General features: G+C 64.3%; 32 protein-coding genes. All 32 read left to right on the top strand.

Annotation, left to right across the window (positions count from 1 at the left end; genetic code table 11):
- The 32 genes from HWX87_RS16820 to HWX87_RS16665 all read left to right on the top strand — a co-directional run bounded on the left by HWX87_RS16820 (position 1) and on the right by HWX87_RS16665 (position 22641).
- Positions 1–249 carry a hypothetical protein gene (locus HWX87_RS16820; RefSeq protein ID WP_176048167.1) on the top strand — a complete coding sequence of 83 codons (249 nt, stop codon included), beginning with the start codon at positions 1–3 and terminating at the stop codon, positions 247–249.
- A 1-nt stretch (position 250) separates the two neighbouring features.
- The gene (locus tag HWX87_RS16815; protein WP_176048166.1) at positions 251–412 is read left to right on the top strand and encodes a hypothetical protein; all 162 of its coding nucleotides are present in this window, start codon (positions 251–253) and stop codon (positions 410–412) included.
- Between the two features lies 1 nt (position 413).
- Positions 414–581 (top strand): hypothetical protein, encoded by a 168-nt coding sequence (locus HWX87_RS16810; RefSeq protein WP_176048165.1) that lies wholly within the window; start codon positions 414–416, stop codon positions 579–581.
- Positions 581–871, top strand: a complete 291-nt coding sequence (locus tag HWX87_RS16805; protein WP_176048164.1) for a hypothetical protein — start codon at positions 581–583, stop codon at positions 869–871. The genes HWX87_RS16810 and HWX87_RS16805 overlap by 1 nt, the downstream gene beginning before the upstream one ends.
- 69 nt (positions 872–940) lie before the next feature.
- Entirely contained in the window at positions 941–1375 is a 435-nt protein-coding gene (locus HWX87_RS16800; RefSeq protein WP_176048163.1) for a hypothetical protein, read from the top strand.
- A 3-nt stretch (positions 1376–1378) separates the two neighbouring features.
- Positions 1379–1663 carry a hypothetical protein gene (locus tag HWX87_RS16795; protein WP_176048162.1) on the top strand — a complete coding sequence of 95 codons (285 nt, stop codon included), beginning with the start codon at positions 1379–1381 and terminating at the stop codon, positions 1661–1663.
- Positions 1660–3126 (top strand): PBSX family phage terminase large subunit, encoded by a 1467-nt coding sequence (locus tag HWX87_RS16790; RefSeq protein ID WP_176048161.1) that lies wholly within the window; start codon positions 1660–1662, stop codon positions 3124–3126. Before HWX87_RS16795 ends, HWX87_RS16790 begins: the two co-directional genes overlap by 4 nt.
- Before the next feature lie 48 nt (positions 3127–3174).
- The gene (locus HWX87_RS16785; RefSeq protein ID WP_176048160.1) at positions 3175–3789 is read left to right on the top strand and encodes a hypothetical protein; all 615 of its coding nucleotides are present in this window, start codon (positions 3175–3177) and stop codon (positions 3787–3789) included.
- Between the two features lie 17 nt (positions 3790–3806).
- Complete coding sequence (locus tag HWX87_RS16780; protein WP_176048159.1) at positions 3807–5438, top strand: DUF1073 domain-containing protein; 1632 nt, start codon at positions 3807–3809, stop codon at positions 5436–5438.
- Positions 5438–6247: a phage minor head protein gene (locus HWX87_RS16775; protein ID WP_176048158.1), complete on the top strand. Its 810-nt coding sequence runs from the start codon at positions 5438–5440 to the stop codon at positions 6245–6247. The genes HWX87_RS16780 and HWX87_RS16775 overlap by 1 nt, the downstream gene beginning before the upstream one ends.
- Complete coding sequence (locus HWX87_RS16770; RefSeq protein ID WP_244137690.1) at positions 6231–7448, top strand: DUF2213 domain-containing protein; 1218 nt, start codon at positions 6231–6233, stop codon at positions 7446–7448. The genes HWX87_RS16775 and HWX87_RS16770 overlap by 17 nt, the downstream gene beginning before the upstream one ends.
- A 12-nt stretch (positions 7449–7460) precedes the next feature.
- Positions 7461–7937: a hypothetical protein gene (locus HWX87_RS16765; RefSeq protein WP_176048157.1), complete on the top strand. Its 477-nt coding sequence runs from the start codon at positions 7461–7463 to the stop codon at positions 7935–7937.
- Entirely contained in the window at positions 7934–8944 is a 1011-nt protein-coding gene (locus tag HWX87_RS16760; RefSeq protein WP_176048156.1) for a major capsid family protein, read from the top strand. The genes HWX87_RS16765 and HWX87_RS16760 overlap by 4 nt, the downstream gene beginning before the upstream one ends.
- A 1-nt stretch (position 8945) precedes the next feature.
- Positions 8946–9356, top strand: coding sequence for a hypothetical protein (locus tag HWX87_RS16755; RefSeq protein WP_176048155.1), 411 nt, complete (start codon positions 8946–8948; stop codon positions 9354–9356).
- Positions 9353–9772 (top strand): DUF4054 domain-containing protein, encoded by a 420-nt coding sequence (locus tag HWX87_RS16750; protein WP_176048154.1) that lies wholly within the window; start codon positions 9353–9355, stop codon positions 9770–9772. The genes HWX87_RS16755 and HWX87_RS16750 overlap by 4 nt, the downstream gene beginning before the upstream one ends.
- Positions 9759–10220 (top strand): hypothetical protein, encoded by a 462-nt coding sequence (locus HWX87_RS16745; protein ID WP_176048153.1) that lies wholly within the window; start codon positions 9759–9761, stop codon positions 10218–10220. The genes HWX87_RS16750 and HWX87_RS16745 overlap by 14 nt, the downstream gene beginning before the upstream one ends.
- Positions 10217–10606, top strand: coding sequence for a hypothetical protein (locus tag HWX87_RS16740; RefSeq protein WP_176048152.1), 390 nt, complete (start codon positions 10217–10219; stop codon positions 10604–10606). The genes HWX87_RS16745 and HWX87_RS16740 overlap by 4 nt, the downstream gene beginning before the upstream one ends.
- Positions 10607–10613: 7 nt before the next feature.
- Positions 10614–11165, top strand: a complete 552-nt coding sequence (locus tag HWX87_RS16735) for a hypothetical protein (RefSeq protein ID WP_176048151.1) — start codon at positions 10614–10616, stop codon at positions 11163–11165.
- A 3-nt stretch (positions 11166–11168) separates the two neighbouring features.
- A complete protein-coding gene (locus HWX87_RS16730; RefSeq protein ID WP_176048150.1) occupies positions 11169–12665 on the top strand; it encodes a DUF3383 domain-containing protein in 1497 nt (498 codons plus the stop codon).
- Positions 12666–12675: 10 nt separating this feature from the next.
- Positions 12676–13110: a hypothetical protein gene (locus tag HWX87_RS16725; RefSeq protein ID WP_176048149.1), complete on the top strand. Its 435-nt coding sequence runs from the start codon at positions 12676–12678 to the stop codon at positions 13108–13110.
- Position 13111: 1 nt separating this feature from the next.
- The gene (locus tag HWX87_RS16720; RefSeq protein WP_176048148.1) at positions 13112–13552 is read left to right on the top strand and encodes a hypothetical protein; all 441 of its coding nucleotides are present in this window, start codon (positions 13112–13114) and stop codon (positions 13550–13552) included.
- Positions 13553–13566: 14 nt separating this feature from the next.
- On the top strand, positions 13567–13722 hold the full coding sequence (locus tag HWX87_RS16715; RefSeq protein WP_244137689.1) for a transcription elongation factor GreA: 156 nt from the start codon (positions 13567–13569) through the stop codon (positions 13720–13722).
- 2 nt (positions 13723–13724) lie between these two features.
- The gene (locus tag HWX87_RS16710; protein ID WP_176048147.1) at positions 13725–15593 is read left to right on the top strand and encodes a phage tail tip lysozyme; all 1869 of its coding nucleotides are present in this window, start codon (positions 13725–13727) and stop codon (positions 15591–15593) included.
- 1 nt (position 15594) lies between these two features.
- On the top strand, positions 15595–16269 hold the full coding sequence (locus tag HWX87_RS16705; RefSeq protein WP_176048146.1) for a hypothetical protein: 675 nt from the start codon (positions 15595–15597) through the stop codon (positions 16267–16269).
- A complete protein-coding gene (locus HWX87_RS16700; protein WP_176048145.1) occupies positions 16269–16571 on the top strand; it encodes a hypothetical protein in 303 nt (100 codons plus the stop codon). Before HWX87_RS16705 ends, HWX87_RS16700 begins: the two co-directional genes overlap by 1 nt.
- Positions 16568–17437, top strand: coding sequence for a hypothetical protein (locus HWX87_RS16695; protein ID WP_176048144.1), 870 nt, complete (start codon positions 16568–16570; stop codon positions 17435–17437). The genes HWX87_RS16700 and HWX87_RS16695 overlap by 4 nt, the downstream gene beginning before the upstream one ends.
- Entirely contained in the window at positions 17427–18182 is a 756-nt protein-coding gene (locus tag HWX87_RS16690; protein WP_176048143.1) for a phage baseplate assembly protein, read from the top strand. Before HWX87_RS16695 ends, HWX87_RS16690 begins: the two co-directional genes overlap by 11 nt.
- A complete protein-coding gene (locus HWX87_RS16685) occupies positions 18182–18532 on the top strand; it encodes a hypothetical protein (protein WP_176048142.1) in 351 nt (116 codons plus the stop codon). Before HWX87_RS16690 ends, HWX87_RS16685 begins: the two co-directional genes overlap by 1 nt.
- 8 nt (positions 18533–18540) lie before the next feature.
- Complete coding sequence (locus tag HWX87_RS16680; protein ID WP_176048141.1) at positions 18541–19776, top strand: baseplate J/gp47 family protein; 1236 nt, start codon at positions 18541–18543, stop codon at positions 19774–19776.
- Positions 19777–20436 carry a DUF2612 domain-containing protein gene (locus HWX87_RS16675; RefSeq protein WP_176048140.1) on the top strand — a complete coding sequence of 220 codons (660 nt, stop codon included), beginning with the start codon at positions 19777–19779 and terminating at the stop codon, positions 20434–20436.
- A gap of 1 nt (position 20437) precedes the next feature.
- Entirely contained in the window at positions 20438–22429 is a 1992-nt protein-coding gene (locus HWX87_RS16670) for a hypothetical protein (RefSeq protein ID WP_176048139.1), read from the top strand.
- Positions 22429–22641, top strand: a complete 213-nt coding sequence (locus HWX87_RS16665) for a hypothetical protein (protein WP_176048138.1) — start codon at positions 22429–22431, stop codon at positions 22639–22641. The genes HWX87_RS16670 and HWX87_RS16665 overlap by 1 nt, the downstream gene beginning before the upstream one ends.

Genomic DNA, 22641 nt, shown 5'->3' with positions numbered 1-22641 from the left:
GTGGACCGCATCCAACACCCATCGAACAATGCGGTGCTCGGCGCGCCGCAAGGTTGGGACCATGGCGAACTGCCGTGCAGCGCGCTGCCGATCACGCGCGTCGAGTTCGTCGAAGGCGTCGACGCGGTCGCTTCGTACTGGCGTCCGACGTCTGCCGAGCTGGCGGCACTCGCCGCTGGCGCGCCGGTGATCCTGTACGTGATCGGCCGCACGATGCCGCCCGTCGCGCTTGCCGTGGAGGACGTGTGACATGCGACAGGAAATCCGTCTGACCGTCTCCCGTGCCTGGTGGCTCACGCCGGCGCTGTACGCGATCGGCATCTACGCAGCCGGCACCGGCCGGCTTCCCGATGACGACTGGCTGTCGCGCTTCGTAATGCGAGGCATCCGCGTTCGCGTCGAGGAGGCCTGACATGCAGCGCACCTGCGCCGAATGCGAATACTTCGACGCCGAGTTCGGCGACTGCCTGAGTCGCATGTCGGATCGCTACCAGACGTCGGCGATCAGCCCGGCGTGCCGCGCGTTCTATCCGGACACGACGGCCGCCGCTGCGAGCGAAGGCGACGAGGAGCGCGACTGATGGCGACCATCGTCCAACTCGCCGGCATGTTGCCGCGTGATCCGCAGTTCCGCGAGTGGGTCGGCACCTACGTCAACGGCGACCCCGTCACGATCGACGAGGCCGCGACGTTCATCCGCACCGTGTGCAAGGTCGAGTCTCGTCGCGAGCTGGCGACCGATCAGCACGCGATCGATCGCTTTCACCACTTCCTGCGCCGCCCGTTCCTCGACTGGCGTGACGATCAACACCGTATGGCACATGCGGCGCCCGAAAGGGCGGGAGCGTCTCCGAGGCGAACTGCAGCTTGAATGTGCCAGGCAGTGACAGCCCGGAAAGACGGGCACCCACCACCGCAAATCACGGAAGGAATGACGGACATGAGCAGAGAAGCCACCCAGTTTTCGGCCGAGCGCCAACCCCGCACTCGCAAGCCGCGCGGCAAGGAGATGCGCACGAAGATCCTCGAGGCCATCAAGGAACAGACGAAGCTGAACGAGAAGGGCTTCTACAAGAAGGTCGCCGAGAAAGCGATCGAACAGGGCGACACGCTGATGCTGAAGGAACTGCTGACGCGCGTGGCGCCGGCCGCAAAGCCCGTCGCGCCCGCAGTGCAGTTCGAGTTTCCCGAGGACGGCACGCCTGTGCAGCAGGTCGACGCCGTGCTGCGCGCCGTAGCCGCCGGAAAGGTCTCGCCGGACATCGCCCAGCAGCTCGTGAACATGATCCGCGCGAAGCTCGATGTGCTCGAGATCAGCGAGCTGGCCGACCGCCTCGCGCAGGTCGAGAAGGCGCTCGCGGCGCAGGGGAAATGAGCGATGAACGTGAAAGCGGGCGACATGGCGATCGTCGTCGTTCCGGCCGAATGGCCGCGCAAGACGCTCGACGGGCTGATCGTCGAGGTTGTCCGCTTCGTTCCGCCGCGCGGGCCAGGTGCCCCATGGGATCAGCGGCCGGCATGGTGGTGCACGTGGAAAGCCGCATGGTTCAACGACCACGGCCGCATGTTCCTCGACGGCTCGTTGCTAGACGCGTGGCTGCGCCCGATCAGCGGCGTGCCGATCAACGATGAAATTCCCGACGAGACGCTACTCACCGCATGAGCCGCCGCCGCCTCTCCCACGCCGCGATCACCCGCGTCGAGTCCTACTTCTCCGGCGTCGCCACTGAAGACCGGCCGGCCGTATTCGGCATCGTCGACATGGACCGGAACGTCATCAAGCGGCTGACGGTCGACGGCGAGGAAACAGACGCCGAGCCGACCGTGCTGATAGCGGAGAAGCTGGCGCCGCTGCTCAAGAAGAAGCGGCGCAAGATCGTGATCGGCGGCCGTGGGTCGATGAAGACGCGGACCGTCGTTTCTATCCTGGCGGCGCGAGCGCAGGCCCGGCGTGAGCACAACCTCTGCCTACGCGAAATCCAGAACTCGATCGAGGAGTCGAGCTATCAGGAAATCGCGGAGGAGATCGACCGGCGCGACCTGGGCGACTCATTCCGCCGGCTGAAGAAGTCGATCAGCGTGCCGGCGAACGGCAGCCGGTTCTCGTTCCGTGGCCTGTTCCGCAACCAGCGCGCGCTGAAGGGCTTCACGGGCGTGACCGTCGCGTGGATCGACGAAGGCGAGAACGTGTCGCGCGAATCGCTCGACATCCTGTTCCCGACCATTCGCGCGGCCGGATCTGAGATATGGATCACGTTCAACCCGAATCGCGAGACGGACCCGGTCTGGGCCGACGAGGTCGCGCCGTACGTCGAGCAGATGGTCGACGGGTACTACGAGGATGACGAGCGGATCATCATCCGCTGCAACTGGTCGGACAATCCGTGGTTCCCGGAGGAGCTGGAGCTCGAGCGGCAGAAGATGCTGCGCACCGACCTCGACCGGTACAACTGGATCTGGGAAGGGAAGTTCAACCGCCGATCCGACGAGCTGATCTTCGCTGGGAAATGGCGCGTCGAGACGTTCGAGACGCCTGCCAACGCGCGCTTCTTCTTCGGCGCCGACTGGGGGTTCGCTGTCGACCCGACGACGCTCAACCGCTGTTGGGTGCGCGGCAACGATCTGATGATCGACTGGGAGGCACACGGAAAGCAGACCGACCTTGACGACATCTGGAAGCTGTTCGCCGGCAAGGAAGGCATGCGAGCCGAGCAGGTCGCGAAGTGGAGAGCCGGCGACGACATGAAATTCAAGGGTATCCCCGGCGCGCGGAAATGGAAAATCAAAGCCGACTGCTCACGCCCTGAAACCATTTCGCATGTCGCGAAGCAAGGTTTCAATATCGACGCGGCAAAAAAATGGGGTGGATCGGTAGAAGACGGAATCGCGTTTTTACGTGGTTTTGATCGAATTATTATCCATTCACGGTGCGTAAAGACGAAAGAGGAATTCGAGAATTACTCGTACAAGGTCGACAAAACCACGGGGGACGTGTTGCCTATAATCGTCGACAAGTGGAATCACCACATCGACGGCATTCGATATTCGATGGACGGCTATATTCGCGGTCGCGGTAATGGGCTGAATATCAGTCGTGAAGCATTGGCCGCACTCGCCACCGCATAAAGCGATTTTCCCGGCCTTAATCGGCCATTTTATCGGAGATTTTCAATAATGCGCATTCGTACCATTCTTGCCGCAGTGCTCGGCCTCACGCACGCGCAATTCGCGATCGATCCGTCGGAGCCTGCGGTCGACCAGGTTCTCGCTCCGGCAGCAACCGACGCGGCGGCCGCTCCCGCGAGTGACGCGGGGGAGTCGAGCGGCACTGCGTCTGCTGCGGCCGCCGGCCCCGAAAACGACATCTCCTCGTCTGCTGCGCCTGCATTGCTCTCCGGCGACATCGCAGCCGCGGGCGCGCCGCAAGGTGATGCGCCGGAGGTCGCGCCATCGGGGGAGTCGAGCGCTGTCCCGGATGCGGCCGAATCGACGCCCGCGAGTGCGACGGACAGCGCGGTTGCCTCGCCGAACCCGACGGAGAATGGCGCAATCCTCGATGGTGCTGACGTGGTCGACCCGACTCCGGCCGTGTCGATCGACGTCGAGGACCACGCTGAGGCGCGCGAACGCTTCGCTGGTCTGCTGACGCAGCTGCACGAACGCGAAGAGGACTTCGTGCACGCGCTCCGCAACGAGCTGAATGCGATCGGCGTGCTGCTGCATCTGCATACGGTGGCCTCCGGTAAGGCCGAAACGACGGGCGATTACAGCTCGTCGGACCTCTCGTAACCACCACGGCGGCGCGCATGCTCGAGAAACTGCAATCCCTCATCCCGCGCGCGCTGCTGGCGCCGACCGCGCCGGCGGCCGCACGCCCCGTTGCGGTCCCGACGGCGCAGCGCGTCGAGCCGAACTGGCCGACTATCGAAGGGCCGCGCCGCGGCTTGCGCATCGATCCAGCGCTCCTCGATCAGCTGAAGGCGCAGGGCGCCGCGCGCGGCGCCGACGTTGACTGGGCGGCGAAGTTCAAACCGCCTGCCGTCGCGCCCGGCACGTTCACGAAGGGGCAGGAGGCGCCGACCGTTGCGATGGATTCGGTCTGCGACAACCTCGCCGGCACGCTCGGCGCATGCGGCGGCTTCAACCAGCTCAGCGGCGTCGACTTCATCGGCTACGCCGCACTGTCGCTGCTGTCACAGCACCCGCTGATCCGCGCGATGGTCGAAACGCTGGCTGACGAGATGACGCGGAAGTGGATCGAGTTCGGCGGCCAGGGCAGCGAGGAGTCGGACACGAAGCGCGTGCAGGTGCTCCAGGCGGCGACCGAAAAGTTCCACCTGAAGAAAGCGTTCAACCGCTCGATGAAGAAGACCGGCTATTTCGGCGGGTGCATGCTGTTCATCGACATGGGCGACGATACGCGGTCCGACGAGGGGCTGCGCGAGATCCAGACGCCGCTCACGCTCGACAGCGCGAAGATCCGAAAAAATTCGTTCAAGGGTTTCCGGCTCATCGAGCCGATCAACTGCTATCCGGCGCCATACAACGCCGATAACCCGCTCGCGGCTGACTACTACCAGCCCAACGCGTGGCTCGTGCAGGGCCGCAAGGTGCATGCATCGCGCCTGCTGCATTTCTCGCAGAACGAGCCGCCGGTGCTCCTGAAGCCGGCCTACAACTTTTTCGGCATCCCGCTCGCGCAGATGGCGCTCGATTACGTCGACCGGTTCGATACCGTGCGCATCGCGGTCGCGCGGCTCGTGAAGCGGTTCAGCACGTCGATCCTGAAGACCGACATGAGCCAGATCCTGAACGGAGGTGGCTATGACGACGCAGCGAGCCTGCAAGCTCGCGCGCTGCTCTGGCAGATGTTCGGCGACAACCAGGGATTGATGGCGCTCGACATGGAGAAGGAGGATTTCGTCCAGGTCAACACGCCGCTGACTGGCTTGGCCGACATCGTCTCGCAGCAGCTCGAGCTGCTCGCGGCAATCGGCCGCACGCCGGCCGTGAAGCTGCTCGGCATCGCGCCGCGCGGATTCAACTCGACGGGCGAATATGACGAAGCGAACTGGTACGACCATGTCGCCAGCCAGCAGCAGATCGTTTTCGCCGACAACCTCGACCGCGCGATCAAGATCATCCAGCTGTCCGAGATGGGGCAGATCGACGACGACCTGACGCACAAGTTCGTCGCACTGCACGAACTGAGCGAAGCCGAGAAGGCACAGAATCGCAAGACGAACGCCGACGCGTTCGCGATCCACTTCGACCGCGGTGTTATCTCGAACGAGGAGGAGCGGATCCGCCTCGCGTCTGACCCGGACAGCGGATACGACTCGATCGACGTCGACCAGATTCCGGAGTCACCGGACCTCGGTCAGGGCATGGATGACGAAGAGGAGCGCGACACGGATAGCGCCGGCGCGGTGGCCTGATGCCCGCGCGCGCGCCGAAGGTGAAGGGCGAGATGCGCGCAACGCGGCCGAGTGCCGCCGTGCGCATCCAGTACCAGCGCGCGCTCGAGCGCCTGGTCGACGAGATGCACCGCTCGACGCTGTACTGGCTGCGCGCCACGTATCGCGGCCGAGAGTCGGAGATTGCGGCCGACGCGTCGCCGGCCGCAGACCTTGCCGCGCAGCTCGCGCGCCGGGCCGCGCAGTGGCGCAAGATGTTCGCCGCCCGGGCTCCGGACCTCGCGCGCTGGTTCATCGCGAAGGTCGACCGGCACGCGACGAATGCCACGAAGCAGGCCGCTGTCTCGCTGACCGGCATGTCGGTCTCGGTAAAGGACACGCTGGTCTCGAACACCGTCATGCAGGCGTCGATCCAGCAGAACGTTTCCCTGATCAAATCCATCCAGTCCGAGTATGCGACCGAGGTCGAAGGCATCGTGATGCGCAGCGTCACGGCGGGCCGCGACCTGAAGTATCTGACCGACCAGCTCCAGGAGCGCTACGGCGTGACGCGTCGCCGCGCGACGTTCATCGCGACCGACCAGAACAACAAGGCGACGGCCCAGATGGCCCGCGCCCGTCAGCTCTCGATGGGTGTCACGAAGGCGCGCTGGCTGCATGTCGGCGGCGGCAAGAATCCGCGGCACTCGCATGTCGACGCGAACGGGAAGGTTTACGATTTATCGAAGGGTCTTAAAATCGACGGCGAATATATTTTCCCCGGCGAATTGCCGAATTGCGGATGCGTGGGCGCGCCGCTTATTCCGGGTGTTGATGATGAAGCCGAATAAAGACGAGATTATCGTAGCTTTTGATAAAGCGACGGTGCGAAGTTTCGATAAAGACGGTCGCATGCGCGTTTCGATCAGTCGAATCTCGAAAGCCGATGTGAACCCGTACTGGGGTCGCGAGATCGTCGGCGGCGACGAGCTCGGCCTCGACCCGGGCCGCGTCTACAACGTGTTTCGGCCGCCGGAAGAGCTAGAGAAGGCCGCCGCGACGTTCAACACGCTACCGATCCTGCTCGTCCACAAGCACGTGAGCGCAGATGACCCGAAAAAAGAACTGATTATCGGAACTACCGGTTCAAATGCTGCATTTGACGGTCAATATTTGACCAATGACCTCGCTTTCTGGGATGGCGCTTATATCGAGAAAATCGAAAGCGAGGAGCAGCGCGAGCTATCGAGTTCCTATCGGTATAAGCCCGTCATTAAAAGTGGAACCTATAATGGCGCGCAATACGACATCGTGATGACGGAGATTATGGGTAATCACGTCGCACTGGTCGTCGAGGGGCGCGCCGGTCCCGAAGTGACGGTGGCGGATTCCCAAATTCAACCTCCCGAAAAGGTACGAACCGTGAAACTGAATCCGAAGCAGAAGGCGGCGCTGAAGACCCGCGCGGCGAAGCTCGTCGCGATGGACGAAGGCCTCGACACCGCGGGCGCTGAAGAGGCGCTCGAGGAAGCCCTCGAAGAAATCCAGGCGCTCGGCGAGCCGGATGCGGCCGTCGACGAGGAGGGCTCGCTGCTCGAGAAGCTGAAGAAGCTGATCGAGGAAGCGGGCGCCAAGGGTGCGAACGACGAAGACGACGACCCGGAAGCGGCGGCCGACGAAGAGCGCCGCGCCGAGGAAGCGAAGAAGGCCGAGGAGGCGAAGAACGCCTCGGCGATGGACGCCAAGATCACGGCCGCGAAGAAGGACGTGCGCGAGTCGATCGAGGGCCGCTTCCGCGCTGCCGACAAGGTCGCGCCGATCACCGGCCGCATCGACGCGATGGCGTTCGATTCGGCCGAGGCGATCTACGCGCACGCGCTGACGGTCGGCGGCATGGACCCGGCGAAGCACGATAAGGTCGCCTATGCCGGCATCGTCGACGTGCTGCTGACCAGCCGCGCGAACGCGCCGACGCAGGTCGCGCACGACGCCGCCGGAGACGCCGCGCTCGTCGAGCGCTTCCCGGCTCTGGCCAAAATTCAACACGCGTAAGGACTGACGAACATGGGCTTCCCGAACGCAGTACGTCTTCAGCCCGAGGTTGGCGTGCCCGGCACGCGTGCCTCGATGAATCCGATCTCGGCCATCTCGCGCGTGGCGCAGACGGCCGTCACCGTCGCGCGCTTCGTGTGGCCGGGCACGGACACCGACAACCAGGTGCAGAACACCGGTACCGGCAAGCCGTTGGGCTTCGCGATCACGGACCAGGTCGGCGTGATCCCGAACTACCTGCAGGAATACAGCATGTCGGTTCCGGCTGGCATGGCCGTCGAGGTCGCTGAGCAGGGTGAGTTCTTCGCGAGCTCGGCGAACGCGGCGACGCTCGGCCAGAAGGTGTTCGCGACGCTCGCTGACGGCACGCTGCAGTTCGGCGCGGCCGGCGCGACGGTCGCGGGCGCCATCGAAACGCAATTCGTCGTGACGCGCGGCGGCGCGGCGAACGCGGTGATCAAGATCTCGACGTGGAGCCAACTCGCATGAAGCTGACCCAACTTTCCGCCTACGGCATCCACCTGGCGGCCGGTGCCGAGCTGCTCAACGACGTTTCGAAAGCGAAGCTCGTGGCAGCGATGGACGCGGCCGGCCCGCTCGTCACGCAGCCGAACAACGGCATCCCCCAGATGCTGACGAACTACTTCGATCCGCGCGTGATCGAAACGCTCGTGGCGCCGATGAACGCCGAGCTGTTGTATCCGCCCGTGCAAAAGGGTGACTGGACGACGTCGACGGCCACGTTCATGACCGTCGAATCGACCGGTGAAACGGCGACGTACGGCGACTACAGCGGCAACGGCCAGTCGAGCCACAACGTGAATTTCCCGCAGCGACAGAACTACGGGTTTCAGACGAACACGCAGTGGGGCGACAAGCAGATGGCAGTCGCGGCGAAGGCGCGCGTCGATTACGCGGCGCGCCAGCAGCTCGCCTCGGCGCTGATCCTGCGCAAGAAGGAAAACGCGATCTTCCTGTTCGGCGTGGCCGGCCTGCAGAACTACGGCCTGACGAACGATCCGGCGCTCAGCGCTCCGGTTGCACCGACGACGGGTGCCGGCGGCACAACGTGGGATGTGAAGACCTCGGACGAGATCTACGCCGACTTCGTGCTGCTCTGGAAGAACCTGATCGCGTCCGGCAACGGCCTGATCAACACGAAGTCGCGCGTGAAGGTCGGCATCCCGAACGTGTCCGAGCAGAACCTGACGAAGCAGAACACGTACGGCCAGGTGCTGCGCGACCGACTGAAGCTCGCGTACCCGAACATGGAGATCGAGACGATCCCCGAATTCGCGACGGCGAGCGGCAACCTCGTGCAGATGATTGCCGTGGACGTGGAAGGTCAGCCGACGGGCGAGCTCGCGTATGCCGAGCGCATGCGTGCGCACGGCGTCGTGCGCCGCGATTCGTCGTACTCGGAAAAGAAGTCCGGGCATGCGTACGGCGCGGTGCTGTACTACCCGAACTTCATCCAACAAATGCTGGGGGTCTGACATGCCGGAAATCCAAGAATCGAAGGCGGCCAAGCCGGTCAAGGTGTTCTGCAAGCTCCCGCACGGGATCGTCTACACGCTGCCGGACGATCGCACCGTGCGCCTGGTCGGCATGTACGGCGACGAACGCTCGGACCTGCAGGTTGCGGGCATGCCGGGGCGCGACAGCGTTGCGGGTTACGGCGTGACGCTGGTCGACGCCGACGACTGGGCCCAGATCGTGAAGGACCACGGCAAGTCGGCGGCGCACAAGAACGGTTTCGTGTTCGCTGCGAAGGACGACAAGTCCGGCGAATCGCAGGCACGTGAACAGGAAGGCGAGCGCACCGGCTTCGAGCCGTACAACCCGAACGCGAACCCCGAAGACAAGACGGTCGACGGGACGAAGACCGGGGCAGTCGAGCAGCAATGAGCACGCCGACGGGTGTCGTCGCCTTCGATCCGGCCGCCTTCAGGGCGGCTTTTCCCGCTTTTGCGGGACTGAGCGACGGCACCCTGAACGGCTATTTCGCGATGGCCTGCATCTTCCTGAACAACTCCCCAGCGTCGGTCGTGCAGGATCTGGCCGTGCGCGCGCAGCTGCTCAACTTCATCACCGCACACCTCGCGTTCCTCCTCGGCCGCGCGAGTTCGGGCGATGGTTCGAGCGCTGGAGTGGTCGGCCAGATGCTGTCGGCTGGCGAAGGCACCGTGAACGCCTCGTTCGCGCAGGTGCAGTCGAAGAACGCCGAGTTCTGGGCGCAGAGCGAGTACGGCTTCATCTTCTGGCAGATGGCGCTCCCGTTCCGCACCTTCCGCTACTTTCCGGCGCCGCATGTGTGCCGCTAAGGTCGTCGGCGGCACGAAGCTCGACGCCGCGCTGGCGCGCTACCTCGACGACGCGACGCTGACCATGCGCGCGGGCCTCCTCGAAAACGCAACCGAGCCCGACGGCACTCCGACGGCGCTCGTAGGATTCTGGAACGAGTACGGCACACAGGACATCCCGCCGCGTCCCTTCATGCGCACGACAGCGCTCGAGCGTGCATCGCGCTGGGCGAAGATCGTCGGCGTGACGCTGCAGCGCAACGGCGGCGACTTCGATGCAGCGCTGCGCCTGGCAGGCGAGGCGGCCGTCGTCGACATTCAGGCGACGATCGGCGCATGGACGGATCCGCAGAACGCCGAATCCACGATCGCGAAGAAGGGTTTCGACGGTCCGCTGCGCGGCTCGGCCGCGGCGCCGATGCAGCACGCGGTCGCGTACGACATCGTCGACGGAGTACCCACAGAATGAATTTGCACGGAATCGTCTCCGGCGTGATCGGCACCGTGAACCCCTTCGTGCCGGTGACGTTGCAGCAGAGCGCCGGTTACACCACGGCCGCCGACGGCAGCCGCACGCCGACGTACAGCGTGTCGCCCCAGTCCGTGCAGGTGCAGGCTCTCTCCGCGAAAGAAATCCAGCACCTCGATGGCCTGAACATCCAAGGCGTGATGCGTAAGGCATACCTGAACGGCGACTGGCGCGGCGTCTACCGCGCGACGAACCAGGGTGGTGACCTCATGCAGTTCGCGGCGGCGGCCGGCGTCCCGGCATCGCTGCAGGGCACGACGTGGAAGGTCGTGCAGGTGTTCGAGACGTGGCCGGACTGGTGCGCGCTCGCGATCCAACTGCAGTGAGGCCACCATGCCCGTGACCATCTCCATCACCGAATCCCAGGTCTTCACGGCGCTGCGCAGTTTCCTGCTTGACATCCTGCCGGCAGGCGTCGAAGTGGTGAAGGCGCAGGACAACAGCGTCGGCGAGCCAGTCGGCGCGGACTTCATCGTAATGAACTCGATCGCGTCGCCGCGACTCGCGACGAACGTCGACGGCTATACGGACCCGGGCGCCGGCGGCGCGCCGGGCACGCGCAACTCGATGCAGGCGATCGAGGCCCGCATCCAGCTCGACGTGCACGGCCCGAACTCGGGCGACAACGCTGCGATCATTTCCACGCTGTTTCGTGACGAATATGCGTGCATTCAATTCGCGACCGTTAATCCGGATATTCAGCCGTTATATTGCGAAAATCCGCGACAAATGCCGTTTATTAACGCTCAGAATAACTATGAACAGCGTTGGATAATTGAACTGGCTATCGAATACAATCCAATCACGCAAACGCCGCAGGATTTTGCAGACGAGGTTATTCCACAAATCGTCAGCGTGGACGCGGCATATCCACCCGGAGCTTAAACCATGTCGATCCCGGCATCCCTGATCGCATCCGTAACGCCGAGCGTCATCAGCGCGGGCGGCTCAGCCCTCGATCTCGTCGGGTATATGCTGACGACGAATTCCCGAGTACCGGTCGGCTCTGCGCCGACATTTCCGACTCAAGCTGCGGTTGCGGCTTATTTCGGTGCGACTTCCACCGAAGCGCAATTGGCCGCGATTTATTTCAACGGCTTCGATAATTCGAATGTGAAGCCGGGTTCGCTCGGCTTCATGCAATATCCGACGGCACCGGTGAGCGCATATTTGCGCGGCGGCTCGCTCGCGGCGATGACGCTCACGCAATTGCAGTCGCTGTCGGGCACCGTGATTATCACGGTCGACGGCGTGCAGAAGACGTCCTCCAACATCAACCTCGCGAGCGCGACGAGCTTCTCGAACGCAGCAACGCTGATCTCCGCGGCATTCACGGGCGGCCCGACCGTCGCGTACGACAGCGTGTCCTCGGCGTTCACCTTCACGTCGACGACCTCCGGCGCGTCGTCGGCGATCGGCTTCGCGACGGGGACGCTGGCCTCGGGGCTTAAGCTCACGCAGGCGACCGGCGCGGTCACGTCGCAGGGCGCCGTCGCATCGACGCCGGCGGCCGCGATGGCGGCACTGACGAAGCTGACCCAGAACTGGGTGTCGTTCATGACCACGTTCGACCCGGACAACGGCGTCGGCAACACGCAGAAGATGGCGTTCGCGACGTGGACGTCGCAGCAGAACAACCGCTACCTGTACGCGGTCTGGGATCCGGACCTGAGCCCGACGACCACGGTTCCGGCGACGTCGTCGCTCGGATATCTGGCTAACCAGGCCAACATGAGCGGCGTTGCGCCGAACTTCAACGACATCAACAAGGCGGCATTCCTGATGGGGGCGATCGCTTCGATCGACTTCACGCAGACGGCCGGCCGCAGCACGTTGTCGTTCAAGTCGCAGTCGGGGCTCGCGGCGGACGTTACCGACGCCACGATCTACCAGAACCTCGTCGCGAACGGCTACAACTGCTACGGCGCGTTCGCGACGGCGAACGACCAGTTCACGTTCTACACGCCCGGTCAGATCGCCGGCCAGTACAACTGGATCGATTCGTACATCGACCAGATCTGGCTGAACAACCAGATGCAGCTCGCCATCATGACCGGCCTCACGCAGTCGAAATCGGTGCCGTACAACGCCGTCGGCGACGCGACGATCGAGGCGTGGCTGATGGACCCGATCAACCAGGCGGTGAACTTCGGCGCGATCCAGCAGGGCGTGCAGCTCTCGGCCGCGCAGGCGCAGCAAGTCAACACGGCTGCTGGCCGGAAGATCGACAGCATCCTGTCGTCGCGCGGCTGGTATCTGCAGGTGCTCGCGTCGACTGCGCCGGCCCAGACGCGCGCCAACCGCCAGTCGCCGCCGTGCAGCCTCTGGTACATGGACGGCGGCAGCGTCCAACAACTCAACCTCGCCTCGGTGATGGTCCAGTAAGGGAGCAACCATGTCAGGAACGATTACCAGCGCCAACAGCGTGATCATGCTCGCGGCCGGCTCCATCTTCCCGGTCGCGCAGCAGATTCAGGGCTACGCCGCCGAGGACATCTTCGATACCGACGACGTCGAGATGGCCGAGGTGCAGATGGGCCTCGACAGCAAACAGTCGTACGGCTGGATTCCATTCAACGTGAAGTGGCGTCTCACGCTGATGGCGAACTCCGACTCGATCCAGATCTTCGACAGCGTTATCACGGCCGAGAGCGTGCTGCGCGACAAGATGCAATGGTCGGGGGTCGTGACGCTGCCTGGCATCAGCAAGAAATTCACGATGGTCAACGGCGTGCTGACGCGCGGCAAGATCCTGCCGGACGCGAAGAAGGTGCTCCAGCCGCAGACCTACGAAATCACCTGGGAGAAGGTGCTGCCGGCACCGATGTGATATGGCACGGAAGACGACCAACTTCACCGCGACCGACGGTCGCGACGACGGGAAGCGATTCCTGATCACCGAGATGTCGGCATCGCAGTCGGAGGAGTGGGCGGCGCGCGCGCTGTTCGCTGCGATGAGCTGCGGTGTCGAGATTCCGGACGAAGTGCTCGGCGCCGGGCTGGCCGGGATCGCCGCGGTCGGCATCAAGTCGCTCGGCCGCGTGCCGTTCGAGATCGTGAAGCCGCTGTTCGACGAGATGATGGCCTGCGTGCAGTACGAGTTCGAGCCCGGCCGACAAGGCGGCGCGCGCGCGCTGATCGAGACCGACATTGAGGAAGTCGCCACGCGCCTGAAGCTCCGGAAGGCGGTGCTCGACCTGCACCTCGAGGGTTTTCTCGGCGCCGCCCCGTCGAAACAGGCTTCTGGGGCGGCGGCAGCAGCAGACGCCTGATCGCGTATCCCAACGTGCCGCGCACCATCGGCGCGGTCGTTTCCCGGCGGCTCGCTACGCTCGTCGAGCTGCAAACCGTTCTGGGACAGGACGACCTGCATGACCTGCTCGAAATAATCGTCGTCGACAGCTACAACGAGCGCGTCGCGGCCGAGGATAGGAGAAACTGACCGTGGCGACGATTGTAGACGCCCTCGTTGTGACGCTCGGGTTCGACCTCTCCGCGTTCAAGCGCGGCAAGGCCGAGGCCGGCTCTTCAACGAAGAAGCTCACCGCCGAAGAGCGGGCCGCCGCCAAGGAAATAGAGGAGCGCAACAAGAAGGCGGCCGAATCCTTCCGTAGCATCCGCAACGAGGTACTCGCGCTCATCGCGATATTCACCGCAGGCGTCGGCATCAAGCAGTTCGCCGAGAGCACGATCAACTCCGCGGTGAACCTGGGCTACATGGCCCAGAATCTCCAGATGAGCACGCGCGACCTAGCTGCATGGCAGCGTGCTGCCGAACGCGCGGGCGGCTCCGCCGAAGGCATCACGGCCGCGCTACAGGCCTCCCAGAACGACATCTCGAAGCTGAAGTTCGGCCAGGTCACCGAGGGCGTGCAATGGTTCCTGCGCATGGGCGGGTCCGTCAAGGATCTGAAAGACGGGAACAGCTATTTGCTCGCCCGCGCGCGGATCATCTCCAGCATGTTCAAGACCGACCCGGGCCGCGCGCGCTTCATCGCGCAGCAGATGGGAATCGGTGACGGCGAATTCAACTTCCTGAAGCAGGGCGAAGGCGCGGTGCTCGCGCTCGTCGACGCGCAGAAAAAGAATTCGGCCGTTACGGAGAAGCAGGCCGAGCAGGCGCTTCGGCTGCGCAACGCGTGGCTCGACGTGCGCGATCGGCTGCAGTACGTCGGCACGACCGTGCTCCTCGACCTAATGCCGACGTTCGAGAAGCTGCTCGGCAAGTTGCAGAACATGGCCGACTGGGTCGCTGACCACAAGGCGGACATCAGCGCGTGGGTCGATCGCGCGGTGACTGCGGTGCAGCAGTTCGTCGAGTGGGCCGATAAGGCGGCGGCGTCCGTCGGCGGCTGGAAGAACGTGCTGATCGCGTTCGCGGGCCTGAAGCTGCTCTCGATGGCGTCCGGCGTGCTGTCGCTGGCCGGCGCGCTGCTAAAGCTCGGCGGTGCGCTGGGCGGCGTCAGCACGGCCGGCGCGAGCGCGCTGCCGATTCTCGGGCGTCTGCTCGGCATTGCGGGCCTCGCGCTGTACAGCCAGGGGCTGAACGATGGCGAGGACCAGACGCGCCTCACGCAACCCGGCGACACCTGGGACGGAGATCCGACCGGAAAGGCTCGCGCGGCCGCGAACAATAGCTCGCTCAACGAGCGTCGCCGCTACCTGATGGGACGCCTGAAGGAAGCCGGCTATACCGACGCGCAGGCGGCGGGCATTACCGGGAGCCTGCAGCAGGAAAGCCAGCTGGATCCGAACGCGGTGAACAAGACATCCGGCGCGGCCGGCATCGCGCAGTGGCTTGGCCCGCGCGCACGCGAGTTCGAGAAGCAGTTCGGGCACCCGGTTGCACAGTCGACGTTCGGCGAGCAGGTCGACTTCATGCTCTGGGAGCTGAAGAACACGGAGAAGGCGGCCGACCAGCGCATCAGGATGGCGAAGACACCAGAGTTCGCCGCCGAAGTTCACGCGCGCGAATACGAGCGGCCGGGCGCGAACGAGATCAACATCCCGCGCCGGCAGCAGTATGCACGCGAAGCCGCAGGGATCGGCACTGGTCAGCCGGGCGCAGTAGCGACGGCGGAGGAGGCACAGCGTGCGAACGCGCTGAAGATCGCCCAGCAGACCGCGACGGCCGCAGCGCCAGCCGTCAGCAATTCGACCTCCACCAGCACGACGTCGAACGAGACGAACATCAACGGGCCGATCACCGTGCACACGCAGGCGACTGACGCCGCCGGCATTGCGCGCGACATTGGCGGCGCGATGAAGCGCTACAGCTTCGTCGTGCCACAGGCCAACACGGGTTTGAGCTGATATGCCGTTTCCGAACATCATCGTCCCGAGCTTTCCGAACGTGCCGAACTTACCCGGCGTGCCGCCGCTCATCCGCGCGCCGGGCGAATCGCTCGGGTCGTTCGCGATCTCGCTGATCACGACCGACGCGATCGGGCTGCTTGAAGGGCTGCTGGCGCCGGTATGGGGCATCTTCGACGAGTTCGGCGCACCGATGGCCGTCGCCGATACCGCACTGAGCATCGAGTACCGCGGCGACTCGCGCATCTCGAAGTATCCGCAGGAGCAGGGCGGCTTCGCCGACTACAACAAGGTGCAGATGCCGTATAACGCACGCGTGCAACTGGCATGCGGCGGCAGCGACGCGCGGCGCGCGGCGTTTCTGTCCTCGATCGAAGCGTCGAAGCAGTCGACGTTGCTGTTCACCGTGATCACGCCCGACGCAACGTACGAGAGCGCGAACGTCGTCGCGTACGACTACCGGCGCACGTCGAAGAACGGCGTGACCCTAGTGGTCGCCGAGGTGTTCCTCGAAGAGGTTCGCCAGACGGTCGTCGCTCAGTTCGACAACACACAGAACGCCGCGTCGCAGGATTCGGCCAGTCTTGGGCAGGTGCAGGGGCAGACGCCGACCGCTGCGCAGTCCGGGCTGTACGGACCCGTCTCGGTGACGACTGGCGTCGGCGGGGTGCTGTGATGCTGAACCTACCCCTTACCGCACGGCCCGCGCAGAACTTCAGCGTATTGCTCGCCGGCCAGAACTGTCAGATCTCGGTCTACCAGAAGACGACCGGCCTGTATCTCGACCTCTCCGTCAACAACGCGTCGATCAAGGGTGGCATCGTTTGCCGGGATCGCGTGCGGCTCATCCGGTACGCGTACCTTGGATTCATCGGCGACCTGACGTTCTTCGATACGCAGGGCGTCGACGATCCGCAATACACCGGCCTCGGCACGCGCTGGCAGCTCGTCTACCTCGAAGCGGGAGACCTCGCATGAGCTTCACGCGCAAACGCATCGATCTGACGATCACGCTCGGCGACGGCGAGTTCGGTGAGGACGGTTCGAACACGGTGACGCTGACCGGCCTGCGCGTGCAGTCTCTCATTACGGTGCCGGGCGGCGATGCGATGGCGGCCGCGCAGATCCGCGCGTTCGGCATCCCGTTGTCGATGATCAATCAGCTGACGACCGTCGGCCCGATCAACACGGCAATCCGCGCACAGAACGCCGTACAGCTCGCTGCGGGCGACGACGAGAACGGGATGCATGTCGTCTATTCGGGCACGATCGGCGAGGCGTGGGGCGACTTTCAGGGCACGCCGGACGTGCCGCTGAACATCATCGGATACGCCGGCCTGATCCAGGCAGTGAAGCCGGTCGGCGCGCTCAGCTACGTCGGGACCGTCGACGTCGCGACGATCATGCAGGAACTCGCGAACAAGATGGGCTTCACGTTCGAGAACAGCGGCGTGCAGGTTCAGCTGTCGAATCCGTACTTTCCGGGCACCGCGCTCGCGCAGGTTCGCGCGTGCGCGCGCGCCGCGGACATCAACTACCTGATCGACCGAGACACGCTCGCTATCTGGCCGCGCGCCGGCGCGCGTGCGACGACGGGCGACATCCCGCTGATTTCGCCCGAGACGGGCATGCGCGGCTATCCGACGTTCTCGAGCAACGGGCTCGGCGTATCGACGGAGTTCAACCCGAACATCAAGAACGGCGCCCAGGTGAAGGTGCAAAGCTCGCTGCCGGTCGCCTGCGGCATCTGGAACGTGTTCGACCTGTCGCACGCGCTGGAAAGCGAAGTGCCGGACGGCGCGTGGTTCACTCAACTATCGGCATACCCGCAAAATGGTGGATAACGCTTTCGGCTATCGCGGCAGCCAGCGACCGACGTCCAGCACGTCTCCGTTCAACGAGCAGTCGTTCGTCGTCTGGCAGATCCTGCGCACCATCTCGGGTGCGCGCCTGGTTCAGGTGCAGGCGGTCACAAACGCCGGCGGCGTCTCGCCGGTCGGCTTCGTCGACGTGCTGCCGCTTGTGAACCAGCTCGATGGCTCCGACAACGCGATGCCGCACGGCGTCATCCACAACCTGCCGTACTTCCGGCTGCAGGGTGGTGCGAACGCGGTGATCATCGACCCGCAGGTGGGCGATATCGGTGTGGCGATCATCGAAGACCGCGACATCTCGTCCGTGAAGGCGAACCGCGGCCCGGCGAATCCGGGCTCGAAGCGCATCTTCGACATGGCCGACGGCCTGTATCTCGGCGGATTCCTGAACGGCGCGCCGACCCAGTACGTTCGGTTTTCGGCGGCTGGCGTCGAGATCGTCTCGCCGACGCAAATCCGCATGGCCGCGCCGTCGATCGTGCTGCAGGCCGACAACACCATCGGTCTGACGGCCGGAAGTCAGATCACGAACTCGGCGCCGGCCGTGGAAATCGACGGCCAGATGACGCAGGGCGAAGGCCCGCTCGGCGGCAACGCGGCGATGCAGGGACCGCTCGCCGTCGTCAACGATGTCACCGCGCAGGGCACGAGCGTGCACGCGCACACACACGGCGGCGTGCAGACCGGCGGCGGCAACACTGGAGTACCGAACTGATGCCTTCGACCCTTCTCCTCGACCAAACCAGCTGGGATCTTTGCCTCGATGCCTACGGGAACATCGCAGTCGCGGCCGAGCCGTACGCGATCGCGCAGGACGTCGCGAGCGCGGTGCGCACGTTCCGCGGCGAGGCATGGTACGACACGTCGATCGGCGTGCCGTACTGGCAGGACATTCTCGGCAAGCGGCCGCCGCTTCCGCTCATCAAGAAGGACATCGTCGCCGAAGCGCGGCGCGTGTACAGCGTGCAGGCCGCGCAGTGCTTCATCACGTCCATGAACAACCGCGTCGTGAGCGGCCAAGTGCAAGTCGCCACGGCCGCCGGCGTGCTTCCCGTCAATTTCTGAGGCTCCGCATGTCGACTCCTCCCACCTCCAGCGTCCCGCCGATCAACTGGGCCCCGACCGGGCCCGTGGTGCCGGCCGAGTCGGCGATCCTGACCGGCGTGCTCGCCGATACGAACGCGGCGTTCGGCGGCAACTTGAACATCACGAACGAGGACGGCACGCCGAACGTGACAGCGCCGCAAGGCCAGCTCGCGTCGAGCCTGACGGCGATCATTGCGTCGAAGAACGACGACATGCTGGAGGTGACGAACGGCGTCGATCCGGATCTCGCCGACGGCCGCTGGCAGGACGCGATCGGCCGCATCTATTTCATCGAGCGCGATCCGGCCGAGCCGACGGCGTTGCAGGTGGCTTGCGTCGGTGCGGTGAACACGCCGATCCCGGTGGGCGCGCTGATCAAGGATTCGAGCAACAACGTCTATCTGTGCACGCAGGCCGGCACGATCCCGGCGAGCGGCACGATCACGCTCGGGTTCGCCTGCAAGACGACCGGGCCCATTCCGGTGCCGGCCGCCAACCAGGTGTCGATCTACCAGGCGATCCCTGGGTGGGACATGGTGACGGTCGTCTCGGGTGTACAGGGGAGCGATGTCGAGTCGCGCGCCGACTTCGAGAATCGCCGCCGGCAGTCGGTTGCGAAGAATTCGAGCGGCGCCGTGCCGTCGGTGCGCGGCGCGGTGCTCGACGTGGCTGGCGTCCTCGATGCGTGCGTGCTGGATAACCCGCTCGGCACGTCGGTCACGATCGGCGGCTACACGCTCTTGCCGAACTCCCTGTATGTGGGCGTGTATGGCGGCGCCGCGCAGGACATCGGCAACGCGATCTGGAGCAAGAAGGCGCCAGGCTGCAACTACAACGGGAACACGACGGTGACCGTGCAGGATTCGAGCGTCGGCTCGCAGCCGTACCCGAGCTATGCCGTGAAGTATCAGACGCTGACGGCAGTGCCGATCCTGTTCGCCGTGCAGATCACTAACAACTCGAACCTTCCGTCGAACATCACGCAGCTGGTGCAGAACGCGATCATCTCGGCGTTCACTGGCGCCGACGGCGGATCGCGTGCGCGCAGCAACAGCACCGTGTTTGCTGGCCGATACTACCCGGGCGTGATGGCGATCGATCCGTCGGTCGAGCTTCTCTCGATCCAGCTCGGCACGACGACTGCGAATCAGAATTCCGTCGACATTGGCGTCGCGCAAACCCCGACCATTACCGCGTCGAATATTTCGGTGACGCTCGTTTAAATGGATAACGTCCTTCAGACAGTACTCGCCCAATACGCGAACAGCCCGACGCTCGTTCAGCTCGTTCAGAACATGAACGGGTACATCGACCCGAGTGCGGACATCGACGCGTTTTACGACAACGTGTGGAATATCCAGACGGCGGTCGGGCGCGGTCTCGACATCTGGGGGAAGATCGTCGGGCTCGAAAACGGGCGCCTGCTGAAGATCCCTTCTGCCGAGATTGATCTCGGTTTCAACGAGGCCGGAACGGCGAGCGCGACGACGTTCAACTCGGGCGTGTTCTACGCCGGGCAGCAGATCACGCAGAACTACTATCTGTCGGACGATGCGTTCCGCACGCTGATCCTGGTGAAGGCCGCGGCGAACATCTCCGACGGCTCGATCCCGAGCTACAACCGATTGCTCCAGAGCCTGTTCGCCGGTCGTGGGCGCTGCTACGTGAACGACCTCGGCAACATGCGGATGCGCTACACGTTCGAGTTCTATCTGCAGCCGTTCGAGCTCGCGATCATCACGCAGTCCGGCGCGCTGCCGCGACCGACCGGCGTCCTCGTGACGGTTCTCGAGGAGCCGCAGAACAGCACTTTCGGTTTTTCCGAGGCGGGCGTCGGAAGCGCGGCGCCCTTCGGTCAAGGCACCTTCTACTCTGAGGTCTAACATGCAAGCAAACCAGACTCCGACGCTCGTCCCGTTGGCCTTCGCGGCGGGGGGCGCATTCAACACCATTCCGGAAGCATCGCAGATCGTGACGAACCCGGGCGGCGCATCGCTGGTCGACGGCTTCCCGCCGCTCACGCGCACGCCGATCGCGGCCGGAGGCATCCCGCCGTCCGGCCTCGACATGAACGGCGTGCTGAACCTGATCACGCAGTCGACGCGGTGGACGCATGGCGGCGGCCGGTACGCGTTCAACTCGGCTTTCGCGGCCGATACGAACGTCGGCGGCTATCCGGCTGGCGCGATGCTGATGAGCGCGGACGGGTTCGGGACATGGCTCAGCCTCGTCGACAATAACAGCGACAACCCTGACACCGGCCCGGGCACGAAGTGGGCACCGTCTCAGGCTTACGGTTTTTCCGCGATCTCGGGCCTCACGAACACGAACGTCACGTTGACGCCCGCGCAGGCGATGAAGTCGCGCATCGTGCTGACCGGGGCGTTGACGGGGAACGTGCAGATCATCCTGCCGACGTGGACGCGAGAATGGACGATCGTGAACAACACGACCGGTGCGTTCTCGATCACTGCGAAGACGGCTTCGGGCACCGGTGTCGTGATTCCGACCGGCCCGTCGCGCGTAGTTGGCGACGGCACGAACATCACGCAGCCGGCCGAGAGCATCGCACCCGCGACGCTGGCAAGCCACGCGCTGACCGCCGGCCAGATCGGTGCGATCGGTTCGCAGGGCAGTCTGCCGATCAACACGTCGGCGAAGATCAATGGCGTAAACAATCCCAACCTGCTTTTCAACGGTTCGGGCGAGTTTGGGAGCGCCGGATGGAGCCTTGCATCTGGATTCTTCGCGGTGACAGACAACAGCGGGGGCTTCGGCACTTTCTTTTCGAATACCGCTCCGTTGTCTGGGGTAACGGTGTACAACTCGAGTTCCAAGATTTCGATCGGCCCCAGTGTCTCCGTATCCGCATCGGTTGACATCTCAACTGCAGGCGTTACGTCGGGTGGGGTCTTGCTGTATTTGCAGCCGTTTGATAGTTCCGGCAGCAATCTTGGAGGTGGTATCGGCGTCGTCAACATCGCCAACGGAGTGGCGACGACGCGATACAGTTTGAGTGCCACGACGCCGAGTGGTACCGCCTCGGTCTCCTTGGTCATTGCGCTGCTATCCGGGCTGAGCGCATCAGCCTTCGGTGTTACGTTTCGCAGATGCAAGGTCGAGGCGGGCGGTGCGCCATCGCTTTACTCAATGGAAGCGAGCATCGCGGGCGCCAACTCGGGGCGACTGCTGCGCACGTCGGTGTATTTCAACAACGCGGGCACGCTGCAGGTATCGATCAATGGCGGTGCATTCGCGAATGCGTCGAGCACGTTCACGCCGCTGTCCACGACGAATGCAGTCGACGTCGAAGCCGTGGGCGGCGGCGGCGGTTCAGGCGGCACGCAGACGACCAGCTCCGGACAATATTGCGCAACTGGCGGTGGTCAGGGTGGCTCGTATGGGCGCGGCTATTACACCTCCGGATTCAGCGGCGTGACGATCACCTGCGGTGCTGCTGGCGGCGGCGGCCCCGCTGGTGGGAACAATGGCGGCAACGGCGGAAGTTCGTCGTTTGGCGCGCTACTTACCGCGCCGGGGGGGAATGCGAGCGTTACGCAGGCGCCTGCAAGCAATACATCCGGCCTGATCACGCAGGGTGGTCTGGATAATTCGGCCGCGACTGGTGGTTACGTCAATAAGAAAGGGCAAGCAGGAGCGTTCGCCGTCGGCATCAGCGGTAGCGTGATCGCTCCCGGGCGCGGGGGCGATTCGCCTCTGGGTTCGGGCGGAAACTCACCCGGCACGATCGCTGCGTCGGTCGCGGGGAGCGGATTCGGCGCGGGCGGCGGGGGGGCCGCTATCGGAGCTTCAACGTCCAGCACGGCAGGCGCGGCTGGGACTTCTGGTGCAGTGATCGTTAGGGAGTACGCGTAATGAGTACCTACGCTCGGATCGGATCGATTGGAGGCGTCGACATGGTGATGGAAATCATCCACCCGATCGAAGACGATGAAGGGAACGAAATTCCGGTCACCGAAAGATTCACTCCGGAGTTCGTTGCGACGCTAGTTGACGTAACCAGCGTCGCACCGACTCCCGATCAGTGGTGGACCTACGACGGGAATGAGTTCAAGGTGCCGGCATAG

Origin of the sequence: Burkholderia sp. BCC1644 (assembly GCF_902833225.1) — a bacterium.
Lineage (GTDB): Bacteria > Pseudomonadota > Gammaproteobacteria > Burkholderiales > Burkholderiaceae > Burkholderia.
This window is presented reverse-complemented; position numbering and strand designations above follow the sequence as displayed.

Coding starts and splice junctions, on each gene's coding strand:
- HWX87_RS16720 (WP_176048148.1), top strand. CDS start 13,112: ATGGCACGGAAGACGACCAACTTCACCGCGACCGACGGTCGCGACGAC.
- HWX87_RS16700 (WP_176048145.1), top strand. CDS start 16,269: ATGCTGAACCTACCCCTTACCGCACGGCCCGCGCAGAACTTCAGCGTA.
- HWX87_RS16815 (WP_176048166.1), top strand. CDS start 251: ATGCGACAGGAAATCCGTCTGACCGTCTCCCGTGCCTGGTGGCTCACG.
- HWX87_RS16790 (WP_176048161.1), top strand. CDS start 1,660: ATGAGCCGCCGCCGCCTCTCCCACGCCGCGATCACCCGCGTCGAGTCC.
- HWX87_RS16670 (WP_176048139.1), top strand. CDS start 20,438: ATGCAAGCAAACCAGACTCCGACGCTCGTCCCGTTGGCCTTCGCGGCG.
- HWX87_RS16665 (WP_176048138.1), top strand. CDS start 22,429: ATGAGTACCTACGCTCGGATCGGATCGATTGGAGGCGTCGACATGGTG.
- HWX87_RS16750 (WP_176048154.1), top strand. CDS start 9,353: ATGAGCACGCCGACGGGTGTCGTCGCCTTCGATCCGGCCGCCTTCAGG.
- HWX87_RS16800 (WP_176048163.1), top strand. CDS start 941: ATGAGCAGAGAAGCCACCCAGTTTTCGGCCGAGCGCCAACCCCGCACT.
- HWX87_RS16730 (WP_176048150.1), top strand. CDS start 11,169: ATGTCGATCCCGGCATCCCTGATCGCATCCGTAACGCCGAGCGTCATC.
- HWX87_RS16690 (WP_176048143.1), top strand. CDS start 17,427: ATGGTGGATAACGCTTTCGGCTATCGCGGCAGCCAGCGACCGACGTCC.
- HWX87_RS16760 (WP_176048156.1), top strand. CDS start 7,934: ATGAAGCTGACCCAACTTTCCGCCTACGGCATCCACCTGGCGGCCGGT.
- HWX87_RS16695 (WP_176048144.1), top strand. CDS start 16,568: ATGAGCTTCACGCGCAAACGCATCGATCTGACGATCACGCTCGGCGAC.
- HWX87_RS16805 (WP_176048164.1), top strand. CDS start 581: ATGGCGACCATCGTCCAACTCGCCGGCATGTTGCCGCGTGATCCGCAG.
- HWX87_RS16810 (WP_176048165.1), top strand. CDS start 414: ATGCAGCGCACCTGCGCCGAATGCGAATACTTCGACGCCGAGTTCGGC.
- HWX87_RS16735 (WP_176048151.1), top strand. CDS start 10,614: ATGCCCGTGACCATCTCCATCACCGAATCCCAGGTCTTCACGGCGCTG.
- HWX87_RS16780 (WP_176048159.1), top strand. CDS start 3,807: ATGCTCGAGAAACTGCAATCCCTCATCCCGCGCGCGCTGCTGGCGCCG.
- HWX87_RS16705 (WP_176048146.1), top strand. CDS start 15,595: ATGCCGTTTCCGAACATCATCGTCCCGAGCTTTCCGAACGTGCCGAAC.
- HWX87_RS16755 (WP_176048155.1), top strand. CDS start 8,946: ATGCCGGAAATCCAAGAATCGAAGGCGGCCAAGCCGGTCAAGGTGTTC.
- HWX87_RS16675 (WP_176048140.1), top strand. CDS start 19,777: ATGGATAACGTCCTTCAGACAGTACTCGCCCAATACGCGAACAGCCCG.
- HWX87_RS16685 (WP_176048142.1), top strand. CDS start 18,182: ATGCCTTCGACCCTTCTCCTCGACCAAACCAGCTGGGATCTTTGCCTC.
- HWX87_RS16745 (WP_176048153.1), top strand. CDS start 9,759: ATGTGTGCCGCTAAGGTCGTCGGCGGCACGAAGCTCGACGCCGCGCTG.
- HWX87_RS16785 (WP_176048160.1), top strand. CDS start 3,175: ATGCGCATTCGTACCATTCTTGCCGCAGTGCTCGGCCTCACGCACGCG.
- HWX87_RS16680 (WP_176048141.1), top strand. CDS start 18,541: ATGTCGACTCCTCCCACCTCCAGCGTCCCGCCGATCAACTGGGCCCCG.
- HWX87_RS16740 (WP_176048152.1), top strand. CDS start 10,217: ATGAATTTGCACGGAATCGTCTCCGGCGTGATCGGCACCGTGAACCCC.
- HWX87_RS16795 (WP_176048162.1), top strand. CDS start 1,379: ATGAACGTGAAAGCGGGCGACATGGCGATCGTCGTCGTTCCGGCCGAA.
- HWX87_RS16725 (WP_176048149.1), top strand. CDS start 12,676: ATGTCAGGAACGATTACCAGCGCCAACAGCGTGATCATGCTCGCGGCC.
- HWX87_RS16765 (WP_176048157.1), top strand. CDS start 7,461: ATGGGCTTCCCGAACGCAGTACGTCTTCAGCCCGAGGTTGGCGTGCCC.
- HWX87_RS16775 (WP_176048158.1), top strand. CDS start 5,438: ATGCCCGCGCGCGCGCCGAAGGTGAAGGGCGAGATGCGCGCAACGCGG.
- HWX87_RS16770 (WP_244137690.1), top strand. CDS start 6,231: ATGATGAAGCCGAATAAAGACGAGATTATCGTAGCTTTTGATAAAGCG.